Raw genomic sequence first — 15,618 nt, forward strand, 5'->3', positions numbered from 1 at the left:
ATGCGCAGAAAATCAGGTTTTACTTTGCTTGCTGTTCTTATCTTGTTAGGTGTTTTTGCTTATGAGTATGTCTTGGAAGAAAAGGAACAGACCCATATTATTGTTGAAGGTGAAAAGGTAAAGAGAAATACCAACGCATATTTTTTACCAACCAGTACAACAGGTCAAATTATTCATCATAACAGCTATTCTTTATCCTATCACGAAGACCACGAACAAGCAGAGTGGGTTGCTTATGAGTTAAAAAAGTCCCATTTATCTAGCACGAATTTCAAGAGGCCTTATTTTGAAGTTGATAAAACGGTGAAAACGGGTGCAGCTCATTGGCGCAGTTATAAAAATTCAGGTTATGACCGCGGACACTTATGTCCAGCTGCAGATCGTAGCTATAGTAAGGAAGCACATGATGAAACGTTTTTAACCAGTAATATTAGTCCGCAAGACCATGACTTTAATTCTGGTATCTGGAATAAATTAGAGCAAAAAGTACGGTATTGGGCTCATAAGTATGACGGGGTTTTTGTAGTAACAGGTGGGGTTTTAAAAGAAAAAATGGAGACCATTGGAGAAGATGCTGTATCGGTTCCAAATCAGTTTTATAAAGTACTTATTGATAACAATAACGGACCAATAAAAATGATTGCTTTTTTAATACCTCATAACGATTCAGATAAACCTTTACATGAATTTGTAGTGCCTGTTGATGAAGTCGAAAAATTAACAGGAATAGATTTTTTTCCAGAATTGGAAGATGAATTGGAAAATAAACTGGAAGCTTCAAGTAATTATAAAGATTGGAGTTTTAATTGACACTTTACCGTCATCCTGAACTTGTTTCAGGATCTCATCCTTTTTAGTTTGCCTATTATTCCTTTCCAACGAACATCTCTAATAAATTTACCTTCTTCATCTGAAACCAAAAAGTTCACCTTTTCTTTTTTTGCTTTAAAATAGCCACCCATATAGTCATTAAATAATCTTAGGCTTCCCTTTTTAAAGGCCAATTTTACTGCTGATATGAATGTGATAACTAACCCGTAACGCATTTTGTACATGGCTTCGCCTTGTAAATATTTAGAGGCTTTATTGTAGCTTATACCGGTTGGTTTTAGGTGTTTTACGTGTAGACTTTCATCGGTTATTATTTTCCAATTATAGTATTTAGCCAATAGTTCGTCAACTGTGTCCCAACCCATAGATCGTTTAAGTTTACCTATGTCTAAAAAACATTCTTTTCTATAAGCCTTTAGAGCGCCTCGAATATGATCTTTTCTGGTGAGGCTTTCTAAAACCCAACGACCATTTTTTTCAACATAGCAAAACCCAGAAGCCATACCTAGGTGTTTGTTTTTTTTAAAATGATACGCTAACTCTTCAAGGTAGTTGTCTGGAAAAACCAAGTCGGCATCAAACTTACAGATAACATCATAATGGTCATCTAAAATGGCGTAGCCTTTATAAAATGCATTAATGATTTTAGCTCCTGGTAAATGTTCATTTGATGATTTTGAATTAATAAGTTTAATAAAATCATATTTAAATGAAAAGCCTTCAACTATATCTTGAGTATTATCGGTTGAATTATCATTAACCACAACTACTTGCTTTGGTTTTAAAGTTTGATTGACCAAAGAATCTAAAGTTAGCCCGATGGAGCTTTCTTCGTTATGAGCGGGTATGATAATGTAGAATTTCAAAAAGTGAATCTCAAGATAAAAAGAATTATTTTAAAACTCTTTCAGCATAAACAATATAGTATCTTGGAGTAAACCATCTTAAAATTGGCCTAATACCAATTTTCTTAGTTGGGTTGGTCCATTTTTTAGCATCTATAATCTTCCACCCGGTTTTTTCTAATAACCAATCAAATTGCCAATCTTCAAATTCATGATAATGTCTATCCCATGTATCGGTTTTACTTCTATAGGCTGAAGAAAACCATAATTTAAGAGGAACACTGGCAACCATTTTGTTAGCCTTTATTTCTTTTAGAACAGTATATGGACTTAATAGATGTTCAAAAATTTCAAAGGCGGTTACAACATCAGCTTTTGAGTTTTTAATATTAGATTGATTTTCATCTAAATCTTCACCTTTAGTATTTTCAACAGTGTATCCATGTTCTATCATGATTTTAGAAAATGGATTCTCTACACCTAAATCTAAAATGCTTTCAGATTTTGAAATATGTTTTTTTAAAAATGAAAAGGTATGCTTAAAGCGCTTGTTAGGATATGATTGCTCGTACATTAATTAATATTTGTAAACAATAGCGTTGATGTGCATGCCAGCACCTACACTTGCAAATATAACAACATCACCTTTGTTTAAGCTGTGGTTTTTCATTTTGTTATTTTTAACCAAATCGAAAAGAGTAGGAACCGTTGCAACAGAACTATTTCCTAAAGTTTGAATACTCATAGGCATAATATGCTCAGGAATATTGGTTCTGTATAGTCGGTAAAAACGTTTTAAAATGGCTTCGTCCATTTTTTCATTGGCCTGATGGATAAAAATCTTTTTTACATCTTTAATGCCATAACCACTATTATCTAAACACGTTTTCATTGCTTTTGGAACGTTTACCAAGGCAAATTCATAAATTTTTCTGCCATCCATTTTAATGTATCGGGTATCTCTACAAAGGTCTTGATTATTGGAATTTCCAAAGTAGAGATAATAGGCTTCGTCATAGGTAAAACTTGCAGTTTCATGAGCTAATATACCACCGTCTTCGTCAGTTGCTTCCAAAATAGTGGCACCAGCACCATCAGAAAAAATCATAGAATCCCTGTCATGTTTATCTACAACTCTAGATAAGGTTTCTGTGCCTATAACCAAACAACGTTTAGCCATACCAGATTTGATATAGGCTTTAGCTTGAATAACACCTTCTATCCAGCCAGGGCATCCAAACAGTATATCATAAGCTATGCATTTGGGATTCTTAATTCGAAGGCTATGTTTAATACGAGATGCCAAAGATGGCAACATATCACTTTGAATAGTGTTGTTTTTTACATCTCCAAAATTGTGCGCAACTATAATGTAATCAATAGTTTCAGGGTCTATGTTGGCATCTTCAATAGCTTTTTCGGCTGCAAAAAATCCAAGGTCAGACGAATTGTGATGAGGCTTTGCATAACGACGTTCAGCAATGCCTGTAATGGCTTCAAACTTTTCTACTATAATTTCGTTGGGAGCATTTATGTTAGAACCATCAGAATTTAAAAACTCATGATTATGAAAACTTTCATTTGTCTCAATGGTATCTGGGATATAACTTCCAGAACCTGTAATCTTGATATTCATAGAACGTGTTTTGCTATTAATTTTAAACTTTAAAAGCTAATATACTGGCATTAAACAAAAAATATGTTTTAAAGTATTATTCATTACGATGTTCAACAACCTAAATTAAGCCTCTGCATATTCTTCAATTGGAGCACAGGAGCATATTAAGTTTCTATCTCCATAGGCATCATCAACACGTCTTACACTTGGCCAAAATTTATTGCTTTTGAGATATTCTAAAGGAAATGCTGCAGCATTTCTTGAATACGGGTAGTACCATTCGTCTGCAGTAATCATTTCTAAGGTATGGGGTGCATTTTTTAAAACATTATTAGTATTCTCTTTTGAAACACCTTCTATTTCATTTTTTATAGAAATCATAGCATCACAAAAGCGATCAATTTCTTCTTTACTTTCACTTTCGGTTGGTTCAATCATTAAAGTGCCAGCTACTGGGAATGACACCGTTGGTGCATGAAAACCATAATCCATTAAACGCTTTGCAATATCAGTCACTTCAATACCATTAGCCTTAAAAGGGCGGCAGTCTACAATCAATTCGTGGGCAGCTCTACCTCGTTCTCCAGAATACAATGTATTATAATATCCGTCAAGCCTGTGCTTTATATAATTGGCATTTAGGATGGCTACTTTGGTAGATTCTGTTAGTCCCTCAGCACCTAACATTTTTATATATCCGTATGAAATTAAGCATGCCAAAGCAGAACCAAATGGTGCAGCAGAAATTGCAGTTATTGCTTTATTACCTCCAGTTTTAAATAGTGGGCTCCCTGGAAGGAAAGGCGCTAGTTGTTTAGCAACACAAATAGGGCCAACACCAGGGCCACCGCCACCATGAGGGATAGCAAAGGTTTTATGAAGGTTCAAATGGCACACATCAGCACCAATATTTCCTGGGTTGGTGAGGCCAACCTGCGCATTCATATTGGCTCCATCCATATAAACTTGCCCGCCATTATCGTGAATTATTTTTGTAATTTCTTTTATATTCGATTCAAAAACCCCGTGAGTTGATGGGTAGGTTACCATTAAGGCTGCTAAGTTATCCTTATGCTGAATGGCTTTTTCAAGCAAATCATTCACATCAATATTGCCCTCATCAGTTGATTTGGTTACCACTACTTTCATGCCTGCCATAACCGCACTAGCTGGATTAGTGCCGTGAGCAGATGAAGGGATCAGGCAAATATTTCGATGAGCTTCATTACGAGACTCATGATATGCTCTTATTACCATTAAGCCAGCAAACTCACCTTGAGCACCTGAGTTTGGTTGTAGCGATGTAGCTGCAAAACCGGTGATTTCAGTTAATTGATTTTCTAAAGTTTTTAGAACTTTTCTATAACCTCTAGCCTGTTTTTTAGGCGCGAACGGATGGATGTTTCCCCATTTAAACCAACTTAGAGGAAGCATTTCAGAGGCCGCATTTAACTTCATGGTGCAAGAGCCCAAAGAAATCATAGAGTGGTTTAACGATAAATCTTTACGTTCTAAAGATTTAATATAACGCATCAATTGTGTTTCTGAATGATGCTGATTGAACACATCAAGTTCCAAAAATGAAGAAGTCCTTTTAACAGATGTATCAATATTATCTGCTGGAGATACTTCAGATATAACAACCGTTTCTTTATTAGCAGCTTCAGCAAAAACCGAAATTAAATAATTAAGATCTCTGATAGAGGTGGTTTCATTAATAGAAACGGTAACTGTGTCTTTATCTGGGTAGCAAAGATTAACTTTTTTTCTGGTTGCTACTTTCTTAATTTTTCTGGCTTTAGTTTTTATTTGAAGTGTATCAAAAAATGAGGTATTTACTTGTTTATATCCAAAACTTTCTAAAACGTTGGCTAATTTTGAAGTCTTATTATGAACTTTGTTAGCTATGAATTTTAATCCTTTTGGGCCATGATAAACGGCATACATACCCGCCATAACTGCCAGTAAAACTTGAGCAGTACAGATGTTGGAGGTTGCTCGGTCTCTTTTGATATGTTGCTCTCTGGTTTGTAAAGCCATTCTAAGTGCCCTATTACCATTAGTATCTTTTGTAACTCCAATAATACGTCCTGGAATATCTCTTTTGTAAGCTTCCTTTGTAGCGAAATAAGCCGCATGCGGACCTCCGTACCCCATAGGAATTCCAAAACGTTGCGTAGTACCAACAACAACATCAGCACCAAAATTACCAGGAGCTTCCAGTTTTACTAAACTCAAAATATCAGCGGCTACGGCTACTTTTATCTGAGCTTCTTTAGCATTTTTAATAAAAGATTTGATATTAGTTATTTGACCATCTCTTCCGGGGTATTGTAAAATAGCCCCAAAGAATTCTGAAGAGAAATCGAAACGCTTTTCATTACCAACAACCAATTCAATACCTATTGGGTTTGCTCTAGTTTTTAGAAGCGATAATGTTTGTGGTAAAATATTATCCGAAACAAAAAACTTGTTGATACCTGCTTTCTTTTGATCACGTTCACGAACAGCAAATAGTAAACTCATAGCCTCAGCGGCAGCTGTACTTTCATCAAGAAGTGAAGCATTGGCAATTTCCATTCCAGTTAACTCAGAAATCATGGTTTGAAAATTCAAAAGAGCTTCTAAGCGTCCTTGGGCAATTTCCGCTTGATATGGTGTATAGGCTGTGTACCAACCTGGATTTTCTAAAATATTTCGCTGAATAACTGCAGGCATAACAGTTGGATGATATCCCAATCCAATGTATGTCTTATAGGCTTTATTTCTTTTAGATAAATCATGAATATGAAGCAAATATTCATGTTCTGTCATTGGCTCTTCTAAATTCAATCCGTTTTTTAAACGGATATCATCTGGAATGGTTTCATTTATTAATTGATCTAATGATTCAAGACCCAAAGTCTCTAACATTTGTTTTTGATCATTTTCATTAGGGCCAATATGACGTAGAGCAAAAGCGTTTGTGTTCATTTAGTTGCAATTTGATATACAATTTGCAAAAATACGCATTATTTAATGCTGCTTATTTCTATAAAAGGAAAGTTTTTAACCATTTGATAACGTTATTAACAGTTTATTTATTTTTGTTTGATGAAGGTGATTAAACAACTGCTTAATTTTTATATTAATAGTAGCATTCATGTGGCTTTGGCGGTTTGTGCATTAACTTGGATTACGTTTATTGAATTTCACCTCCCCACAGATAAAACACTTGTGTTTTTTATATTTTTTTCTTCTGTTACAGGATACAACTTTGTAAAGTACTTTGGAATAGCAAAATTTCATCACAGACGTTTAGCAAATTGGTTAAAAGCTATCCAGGTTTTCTCTTTTTTTTGCTTTTTCCTAATGATTTACTTTGCTGTTAAATTACCCGTCAAAACTTTGCTATATACTCTTGGACTTGGGGCAGTAACTTTTTTTTATGCCATTCCGTTTTTACCAAAACGTTTTTTTGTTGATAAGCAACAGAATTTACGAAGTATAGGTGGACTTAAAATTTACTTAATCGCTTTTGTTTGGAGTGGGGTTACAGTTTTTATTCCTTTAATTAATGGCAATTTTCCGTTATCTGTGGATGTTTTTATAACTGGTTTTCAACGTTACATGTATGTAATTGTTTTAATGCTACCTTTTGAAATTAGGGATTTAAGGTTTGATAACTTGAAACTATCAACTATTCCACAGAAAATAGGAGTGAGACGTACCAAGGTTATTGGAACCCTATTGTTATTGCTGTTAATTGCTTTAGAGTTTTTTAAAGCCGAATTTAAGCTAACTCAACTATTCATTATTACAGTGATGGCGTTTTTTACTTGGGTTACAGTTAGGTATGCTGAAACAGATCAGGGAAAATATTACAGTTCTTTATGGGTAGAAGGATTACCTCTTTTTTGGCTTCTATTATTATTGTTGTTTTATTAGTTTACTTGCTTTTTTATAGCTTTATCAAGCTCTTTTTTCATATTCTTTTTGCTAGCTCTATCTAAACATTCTACTTTAGATTCTTTTATCCTTTTTGTTAGCATAGTATTACTTTTGTAGTAGGCTCTAGTAATCTTACAATAGGATAGTCTTATTTTTAGTTTGAACTTTTCCCAAGGGCTAGCTTCATCATATTGTGCTTTATCACAAATATGTTGAGCTTCATCACAGCTTACAAATAAAAAACTTTGCTTCTTCATTATTAAAACCAATTTTCTTTTAGGCAATCTGCCATAGCGGTTCTTGCTCTATGGATAATTACCCAAAGGTTAGACGCTGTAATATTTAGTTCATTACAAATAACTTCGGTTTCAATACCTTGAATTGTTTTCATTTTAAAAACGTCTGCTTGTTTTTCAGGAAGTTTACTTAAACAATTGTATATAGCGTCTCCCAATTCACTGTTTTGCATGGTGTCTTCAGCAGTTTTATCAAAGGGGTCTGCAACCCGTTCTTCTAGCCAATCGCCTTCAGTTTCTTCATCCCTGTAATTAATTCTTACTTCGGCCTTACCTTTGTTAGAATTAATTTTACGATAATGGTCAATAATTTTTCTTTTTAAAATAGATATAAGCCAAGTGCGTTCACTAGCTTCACCTTTAAAATTTTTCATTGACTTTAAGCCCGCCAAAAAAGTATCTTGAACTAAATCCTGAGCAACTTCTCTATCACTAATACGTGCAATAGTATAGTTGTAGAGATAATCAGAATATAAATCGATCCATTTATTCGGGTTAATTTCGTGTTTGGGCATTTTCTAGCAAATCTTTTTAACGTAACCAAAAATAAGATAAAAAAATGAATATTTTACACTGTTTATGATATACTAACATTTATTGAAGAATTCCTTTTTGAACTTTTACTTTTGATCCATTTACTAGGTATGTTGATACATGTTTAAGATGTTTAAAGTGGGGTGGTAACAGATCGAGCAGTTTCGAGTTGTAGTTTGATGTTAACCTAGTATACGTTTTCCATGGTTTGTGGTAAATATTCTATTTAATACCCGTTGTGCATTTTGGACAAAAATTGGATTTCAATGTCAGTTCGAGTGATTTTGAGGCACGAAAAATCGTATCGAGAACTTCTTAAGAGGCTAAAATTCTTATTCTCGATACAAATTTCACTCATTTCAATCGTAAAATTTACTCGAATTGACAGAATTTCATCAAAATGCACAACGGGTTATTTAATGATTATCTTTTTATCCCAGCATCAAAAAAGAAGGCAAAGGTTCTCTTCCAAGAGTTTTGGCAAGTGGTGGAACAATTACAATGCAGAAAGTTAAATAAAGAATAGGAAATATATAACGTTTTTTCTTTTTTATTTTTCTTGAAATTAACAGAGATAGCAACCATACTAAACCACCAACTTGGGTTAATAGGGTCAAAAAAGTAGTGATAAATAAATGTCTAATAATTCTATAAAATGTCATTAACACCAAAACGCAATTAAGTATTGAATTATTTCAACAACCCTGCACGTTTTAATAAAGCTTCTGGTTTTGGTTCTTGCCCTCTAAAACGCTTGTATAAGGTCATAGGGTTTTCGGTACCTCCTTGACTTAATACATGGTCTTTAAATTTATTAGCAACCTGTTTATTAAAAATACCTTGCTCTTTAAAATATTCAAAAGCATCAGCATCTAAAACTTCGGCCCACTTATAGCTGTAGTAACCAGAAGAATAACCTCCTTGAAAGATATGAGCAAAAGCTGTACTCATACAGTTTTCTTGAACATCAGGATAAAGATTTGTGTTTTTAAATGCGTTTAATTCATGGGCTTTTACATTCTTGATTGATTCTGGTGAATCACAAGCATGCCAACTCATGTCTAATAAACCAAAACTTAACTGGCGTAGTGTTTGCATCCCTTCATGAAATGTAGCAGATTCTTTTATTTTTTCAACCAAATCCATAGGGATAAGGGTATCTGTTTCATAATGTCTTGCAAAAAACTCTAAAGCATCTTTTTCATAACACCAGTTTTCCATTATTTGGCTAGGTAACTCCACAAAGTCCCAATAAACACTAGTGCCAGATAAACTTGGGTAAGTTGTGTTGGCTAACATGCCGTGCAGAGCATGCCCGAACTCATGAAATAACGTAGTAACCTCATTAAAAGTTAATAAGGAAGGTTTAGTTTTAGTGGGTTTTGTAAAGTTACAGACTATAGAAATATGAGGTCTTGAGTTTTCCCCATTTTTGATATATTGAGGTTTAAATGAGGTCATCCACGCACCGTTTCGTTTTCCAGGTCTTGGAAAGAAGTCAGCATAAAAAACGGCTATAAAATCTCCATTAGTGTTGGTAACTTTATAAGTTAAAATATCCTTATGGTATTTATCAATATCATTAATTTCTTCGAATTTTAAATCGAAAAGTTTATTAGCAATTGTAAAAGCCCCATTAATTACATTTTCAAGTTTGAAATAAGGTTTAAGTTTTTCGTCATCTAAACTAAATAACTCTTGTTTTAGTTTTTCAGAATAATATGCGCCATCCCATTTTTCAAGTTTTTCAATACCGTCAAGTTCTTTAGCAAAGTTACCTAAATTTTTAAACTCTCTTTCGGCAGCTGGTTTTGCTTTTTCTAATAATTCATTTAAAAAATTTTGAACTTTTTCGGGGGTTTCTGCCATACGTTCTTCTAGAACGAAGTGTGCATGTGTTTGGTAGCCTAAAAGTTTAGCACGTTTATGACGTAGTTTTACAATGTCTAAAACTATTTGTTGATTGTCTAAATCATCACTTTTAAAGCCTTTACTTCCAAAGGCCAGAGACATTTTTTTTCTTAACTCTCTATTGTTAGCATAAGTTACAAATGGAATATAGCTTGGGTAATCTAAGGTGAAAAGCCAGCCTTCTTTCTCTTTTGATTCAGCTAGTTGTTTAGCTGCTTCTATGGTGCCTTCTGGTAACCCAGATAAATCTTCTATATCTGTAATAATCATTTCAAACTTATTAGTTTCGGCTAAAACATTTTCACCGAATTTAAGTTTTAATTGACTTAACTTTTTATCAATTTCTCTGAGTTGTACTTTTTTATCTTCAGAAAGATTTGCACCATTTCTTGAAAAACTTTTGTATTTTTTGTCGAGTAAGGTTTGCTGTTCAACAGTTAATTTTAAAGTTTCTTTTTGGTTGTATACCGCTTTAATGCGCTTGAATAAATCTTCGTTTAGCGTTATATCGTTGCTAAACTCTGAAAGAAGTGGCGATATTTCTTGTGCTAATTTTTGGATAGTATCGTTGGTTTCGGCAGAATTTAAGTTGAAAAAAATACTGGAAATTCTATCCAATTGTTCCCCAGAAAAATCTAGTGCTTCTATGGTATTCTTAAATGATGGTTTATCAGTATTACTCACGATTGCGTTAATTTCGCCTTTAGCATTATTGATAGCTTCCTTAAATGCGGTTAAAAAATAATCTTCTTTAATTTTCGAAAAAGGTGCCGTATTATAAGATGTTTGGAACGGTTTGAGTAATACTTTATAAGACATTCTTATGAGGATATTATAAATATTTATAATTTACTATGCGTACATAATAAATTTTTTATATTTTTGTTTGTGAAAATTTTAAAGAGTGACTAACTCAAATAAAATTATATATTAATATAGCTAGTAAAATCCCGAATGTTTCATTCGGGATTTTTTATTGTAAATCTTTTGTAGATTCGTTTACTTTAATTTTTAAGCCTTCTTTATAAGCAGCTATTTTGTCTAAAACACATTTATCTGAAGAACCAATAATTTGAGCCGCTAAAATGCCTGCATTTTTTGCGCCATTTAATGCAACGGTTGCCACTGGAACACCACCTGGCATTTGTAAAATAGACAATATAGAGTCCCAACCATCAATAGAGTTACTGCTTTTTACAGGAACCCCAATAACAGGAAGTGGAGATAATGAAGCAATCATCCCGGGTAGATGAGCAGCTCCACCAGCCCCTGCAATAATTACAGAAAATCCACGTATGTGTGCGTTTTTTCCATAGTCGAATAGTTTTTCTGGTGTACGGTGTGCAGACACTATATCTACTTCAACTTCTATGTCAAATCCTTTTAAGATGTCTATGGCATCTTGCATAACAGGAAGGTCACTTTTACTTCCCATAATTACGCCTACTTTCATAATGGTTTATTTATTGAGTTGTTTATTTGATGAGTTGTATTTAGCAACTCAACAAATCCACTATTAAACGATTATATTTTACTTACTTATAACTTTTATACTTTTCTTTACCTCTTCTGCTATACGTCTGGCTTGGTTTAAGTCTTCATTTACAATGGTAACGTGCCCCATTTTTCTAAATGGTCTGGTTTGCTTTTTTCCATAAATATGTGGGGTCACACCATCCATTTTCATAATAGTTTCAATATTTTTATAAACAACATTTCCTGTATAACTTTCGTCACCAACCAAATTCACCATAACGCCACCTACTTTACTGTCTGTTCTTCCTAGCGGCAAATTTAAAATGGCTCTTAAGTGTTGTTCAAACTGAGAGGTATAACTAGCTTCTATTGTTTGGTGGCCAGAATTATGTGGCCTTGGTGCAACTTCGTTAACTAAAATTTGATCATCTTTAGTTTGAAACATTTCAACAGCTAGTAATCCCACATGATTAAAAGCTTCAGAAACTTTTAAAGCCACTGCTTTTGCTTTTTTGGCTACATCGTTATCAATTCTTGCAGGACAGATAACATATTCAACTTGATTAGCTTCTGGGTGAAACTCCATTTCAACAACCGGATAGCTTTTAATATCACCAGAAATATTTCGGGCAACAATTACCGCCAATTCATTTTTAAAAGACACCAAGCTTTCGGCTATACATTCTACGTTTGGTAATCCATCTAAATCAGCAATCGTTCTAACAATTTTAACACCTTGTCCATCATATCCAAATTGGGCACTTTTCCAAACGAACGGTAGTGATAAACCACCATGATTTACAGCTTCCTTTATTTCAGAAGTGTAAGCAAACCTTGAGAAGGATGCTGTTGGTATATCATTATCAACATAAAATAGTTTTTGTTTCGCCTTATTTTGAATAATTTTTAAAGTTTTAGAGGCGGGATATACTTTAATACCTTCTTTCTCTAATGCTTCTAAAGCATCAACATTTACATTTTCAATTTCAATGGTAAGTAAATCTACTCTTTTACCAAAGTTGTATACCGCATCGTAATCCATTAAATCACCAAGTGTAAACTCATTACAGGCAATTTTACAAGGTGCCTCGTTACTTGCATCCATTACAGAGGTGTTAATATCAAACTTTCTAGTATTGTAAAGTAGCATTTTACCTAATTGTCCACCACCTAGGATTCCGAGTTTAAATTCAGAGGAAAAGTAATTCATTTGTTTTTTTTCAGAAACTATTTTAAGGTTATGCAAAAGTACATGAATTTTTTCATTTGAATATTTGATTAATCAAATGAAAAAAATACATTTAAATATAAAATTAGGTTCTAAATCCTAACTCAAAAAATCGGTATTACTTAATCTATATGATTATCTTTGCTGCTCAAAACAAGTTTAGGGTGATAAAATTACACGACAAATATTTTAAACCTTTTATTTCTGCAGTACAAATTGAAAAGGCTATCGATAGGTTGGTTGAAGAAATTTCTACTGATTTAGGTGATGAAATTCCAGTATTTGTGGGTATTTTAAATGGGTCTTTTATGCTAACAAGCGATTTTGTGAAGAAGTACCCAAAACCGTGTGAAGTTACTTTTATTAAACTAGCCTCATACGAAGGCTTGAAATCCTCTGAAGATATTCAGCGTTTGATAGGACTTACACAAGATCTTACAGAAAGAACGGTTATTATTCTTGAAGATATTATAGATACAGGAAAAACGTTGGCAGAAGTGCATAGGATTTTTAAGAATGAAAAAGTAAAAACTCTTAAAATAGCAACACTTTTTTACAAACCCGAAGCTTATAAAAAAGACTTTAAATTACATTATGTAGGTATTGAAATTCCTGATAAATTCATAGTTGGATACGGATTAGATTACAATAATTTAGGAAGGGATTTACCAGAAGTATATCAAATAAAAGAAACGCAACACATGACAAACTTAGTGCTATTTGGCCCTCCAGGAGCTGGAAAAGGAACGCAAGCAGAATTTTTAAAAGGAAAGTATAATCTGGTACACATCTCTACTGGTGATGTTTTTAGGTATAATATTAAAAATGAAACCGCTCTAGGGATGTTAGCAAAATCTTATATTGATAAAGGTGAACTAGTTCCTGATCAAGTAACTATTGATATGTTAAACGCTGAAGTTGAAAAGAATACCGATGCCAACGGGTTTATTTTTGACGGATTTCCACGTACCAATGCCCAAGCAAAAGCATTAGATGAATTAATGGATAGTAAAGACTCAGCTATCAATGCTATGATTGCTCTGGAGGTTGATGATGAAGTATTGGTTAAACGTTTGCTGGAAAGAGGTAAAACTAGTGGGAGAGCTGATGATGCCAATGAGTCAATTATTAGAAACAGAATTAAAGAATACTATAATAAAACAGCTATCTTAAAAGATTACTATTCTGCCCAAAGTAAATATTACGGTGTTGATGGTGTAGGGAGCATTGAAGACATTACAGTGCGTTTAAGTAAGGTAATTGATTCATTATAGTTGAGACGTTTATTTGTTTAGCTGTTAAGTTGCAACTAAACGGCTTAACGAATAACAAATAAACATAAAAATGACTGAAGGGAATTTTGTTGATTATGTAAAAGTCTATGTGTCATCTGGTAACGGAGGTAAAGGGTCTGCGCACTTACATAGAGAAAAGTATATTGCCAAGGGTGGACCTGATGGGGGTGATGGTGGCCGCGGCGGTCATGTGATAATTCGGGGTAACACCAACATGTGGACCTTATATCATTTAAAATTTAAAAAACATTTTAGAGCAGGTCATGGTGGTCATGGTGGCAGTAGTAGAAGTACTGGTGCCGATGGAGAAGATATCTACATTGATGTGCCTTTGGGAACGGTTGTTCGAGATACCGAAAGCAACCATATTCTGTTTGAAATTACTGAAGACCAAGAAGAAAAAATTATAGCTGAAGGAGGAAAAGGTGGCTTGGGAAACTGGAATTTTAAGACAGCAACAAACCAAACACCGCGTTATGCACAACCTGGTTTACCACTTGAAGAAAAGCATATTACTTTAGAGTTGAAAGTATTAGCCGATGTTGGTTTGGTTGGTTTTCCAAATGCTGGTAAATCTACTTTGCTTTCAGTGATAACATCTGCTAAACCCAAAATTGCCGATTACGAATTCACCACTTTAAAACCCAATTTAGGAATTGTTGAATATCGTGATTTTCAAACTTTTGTAATGGCTGATATTCCTGGTATTATTGAAGGTGCTTCTGAAGGAAAGGGTTTAGGGCATTATTTTTTACGTCATATTGAACGTAACTCGGTACTTTTATTTTTAATTCCTGCCGATGCTGATAATATTAAAAAGCAGTATGATATTCTTCTAGATGAACTAAGACGTTACAATCCAGAAATGCTCGATAAAGAACGACTCATAGCCATATCTAAAAGTGACATGCTAGATGATGAGTTAAAAGCAGAACTTAAAAAAGAACTTGACAAAGAACTACCCATAAAATACCTTTTTATTTCCTCAGTAGCACAGCAAGGTATGATACCACTTAAAGATGCTTTGTGGAACATGTTGAATGCCTAGTATTTTAAGCTTTTCTATTTGGCAGTATTTTTTGAGTACCTTTAATGAAAAATTTGCTTCAAATGAAATCATTAAAACTCATATTATTTGCTTTACTCCTAGTTGGTTGTGCTCCCATTCGTGTAAATTACGATTTTGATAGAACTACCAATTTTTCCAAGTACAAAACCTATCAGTATTACGGTGATATGAAAACGGGTTTAAGTGAATTGGACACTAAGCGCTTGTTGGATGCTATAGATTCAAAAATGAACACTTTGGGATTTGAAATTTCTGAAACGCCAGATTTTTTAATAGACATTAGAAGTACGGAGTTTCAAGGAGCACCAAGGAACACTGTTGGTGTTGGTTTAGGAGGTGGCGGGCGTAATGTTGGTGGAGGGATTTCAGTTGGTATACCTGTTGGACAGTCTAATGTAAATAGGCAAATTACTATTGACTTTGTTGATGAAAAGGGTAAAGGTTTGTTTTGGCAAGCGGTTAGTGAATCTAGTTTTAATCCTAATGCTTCTCCTGAGAATAGGGAGGCTCGTTTAAAAGCTGTCGTTGAGAAAGTGTTGGCTAAATTTCCTCCCAAGAAAAGTTAACTTGATTATATCCTAAGTA

Annotated in this window: 14 protein-coding genes; 5 read left to right on the plus strand and 9 right to left on the minus strand. The window is 33.8% G+C overall.

What is annotated here, in order from left to right; all coding sequences use genetic code 11:
• Positions 1 to 810, plus strand: a complete 810-nt coding sequence (locus E1J38_RS11915) for a DNA/RNA non-specific endonuclease (protein ID WP_133357078.1) — start codon at positions 1 to 3, stop codon at positions 808 to 810.
• 26 nt (positions 811 to 836) lie between these two features.
• On the opposite strand, the gene E1J38_RS11920 is transcribed toward E1J38_RS11915, so the two are convergent.
• The 4 genes from E1J38_RS11920 to gcvP all read right to left on the minus strand — a co-directional run bounded on the left by E1J38_RS11920 (position 837) and on the right by gcvP (position 6,267).
• A complete protein-coding gene (locus E1J38_RS11920; RefSeq protein ID WP_133357079.1) occupies positions 837 to 1,697 on the minus strand; it encodes a glycosyltransferase family 2 protein in 861 nt (286 codons plus the stop codon).
• A 25-nt stretch (positions 1,698 to 1,722) separates the two neighbouring features.
• Positions 1,723 to 2,250 carry a class I SAM-dependent methyltransferase gene (locus tag E1J38_RS11925; RefSeq protein WP_133357080.1) on the minus strand — a complete coding sequence of 176 codons (528 nt, stop codon included), beginning with the start codon at positions 2,248 to 2,250 and terminating at the stop codon, positions 1,723 to 1,725.
• Positions 2,251 to 2,253: 3 nt separating this feature from the next.
• Positions 2,254 to 3,312, minus strand: a complete 1,059-nt coding sequence (locus tag E1J38_RS11930; protein ID WP_133357081.1) for a 3-oxoacyl-ACP synthase III family protein — start codon at positions 3,310 to 3,312, stop codon at positions 2,254 to 2,256.
• Between the two features lie 105 nt (positions 3,313 to 3,417).
• Complete coding sequence (gene gcvP / locus E1J38_RS11935) at positions 3,418 to 6,267, minus strand: aminomethyl-transferring glycine dehydrogenase (RefSeq protein ID WP_133357082.1); 2,850 nt, start codon at positions 6,265 to 6,267, stop codon at positions 3,418 to 3,420.
• Between the two features lie 120 nt (positions 6,268 to 6,387).
• Here gcvP and E1J38_RS11940 point away from each other — a divergent pair, with 120 nt between their 5' ends.
• Complete coding sequence (locus E1J38_RS11940; RefSeq protein ID WP_133357083.1) at positions 6,388 to 7,221, plus strand: UbiA prenyltransferase family protein; 834 nt, start codon at positions 6,388 to 6,390, stop codon at positions 7,219 to 7,221.
• Here the strand turns inward: E1J38_RS11940 and E1J38_RS11945 are convergent.
• The 5 genes from E1J38_RS11945 to E1J38_RS11965 all read right to left on the minus strand — a co-directional run bounded on the left by E1J38_RS11945 (position 7,218) and on the right by E1J38_RS11965 (position 12,651).
• Positions 7,218 to 7,481 carry a hypothetical protein gene (locus E1J38_RS11945; protein ID WP_133357084.1) on the minus strand — a complete coding sequence of 88 codons (264 nt, stop codon included), beginning with the start codon at positions 7,479 to 7,481 and terminating at the stop codon, positions 7,218 to 7,220. The two genes, E1J38_RS11940 and E1J38_RS11945, sit on opposite strands and share 4 nt — an antisense overlap.
• A gap of 2 nt (positions 7,482 to 7,483) precedes the next feature.
• Positions 7,484 to 8,035: a sigma-70 family RNA polymerase sigma factor gene (locus E1J38_RS11950; RefSeq protein ID WP_133357085.1), complete on the minus strand. Its 552-nt coding sequence runs from the start codon at positions 8,033 to 8,035 to the stop codon at positions 7,484 to 7,486.
• A 709-nt stretch (positions 8,036 to 8,744) separates the two neighbouring features.
• On the minus strand, positions 8,745 to 10,784 hold the full coding sequence (locus E1J38_RS11955) for a M3 family metallopeptidase (protein WP_133357086.1): 2,040 nt from the start codon (positions 10,782 to 10,784) through the stop codon (positions 8,745 to 8,747).
• Positions 10,785 to 10,938: 154 nt separating this feature from the next.
• Complete coding sequence (purE, locus tag E1J38_RS11960) at positions 10,939 to 11,421, minus strand: 5-(carboxyamino)imidazole ribonucleotide mutase (protein ID WP_133357087.1); 483 nt, start codon at positions 11,419 to 11,421, stop codon at positions 10,939 to 10,941.
• Positions 11,422 to 11,496: 75 nt separating this feature from the next.
• Positions 11,497 to 12,651 carry a 5-(carboxyamino)imidazole ribonucleotide synthase gene (locus tag E1J38_RS11965; protein WP_133357088.1) on the minus strand — a complete coding sequence of 385 codons (1,155 nt, stop codon included), beginning with the start codon at positions 12,649 to 12,651 and terminating at the stop codon, positions 11,497 to 11,499.
• A gap of 149 nt (positions 12,652 to 12,800) precedes the next feature.
• On the opposite strand from E1J38_RS11965, the gene E1J38_RS11970 reads away from it, so the two are divergent.
• The 3 genes from E1J38_RS11970 (at position 12,801) to E1J38_RS11980 (ending at position 15,599) form a co-directional block, all read left to right on the plus strand.
• The gene (locus tag E1J38_RS11970) at positions 12,801 to 13,943 is read left to right on the plus strand and encodes an adenylate kinase (RefSeq protein WP_255449883.1); all 1,143 of its coding nucleotides are present in this window, start codon (positions 12,801 to 12,803) and stop codon (positions 13,941 to 13,943) included.
• A 70-nt stretch (positions 13,944 to 14,013) separates the two neighbouring features.
• Positions 14,014 to 15,012, plus strand: coding sequence for a GTPase ObgE (obgE, locus tag E1J38_RS11975; RefSeq protein ID WP_133357089.1), 999 nt, complete (start codon positions 14,014 to 14,016; stop codon positions 15,010 to 15,012).
• Positions 15,013 to 15,074: 62 nt separating this feature from the next.
• Positions 15,075 to 15,599, plus strand: coding sequence for a DUF4136 domain-containing protein (locus tag E1J38_RS11980; RefSeq protein WP_133357090.1), 525 nt, complete (start codon positions 15,075 to 15,077; stop codon positions 15,597 to 15,599).
• The last annotated feature ends 19 nt before the right edge of the window (positions 15,600 to 15,618 follow it).

The organism is Seonamhaeicola sediminis, from assembly GCF_004358095.2.
Classification (GTDB): domain Bacteria; phylum Bacteroidota; class Bacteroidia; order Flavobacteriales; family Flavobacteriaceae; genus Seonamhaeicola; species Seonamhaeicola sediminis.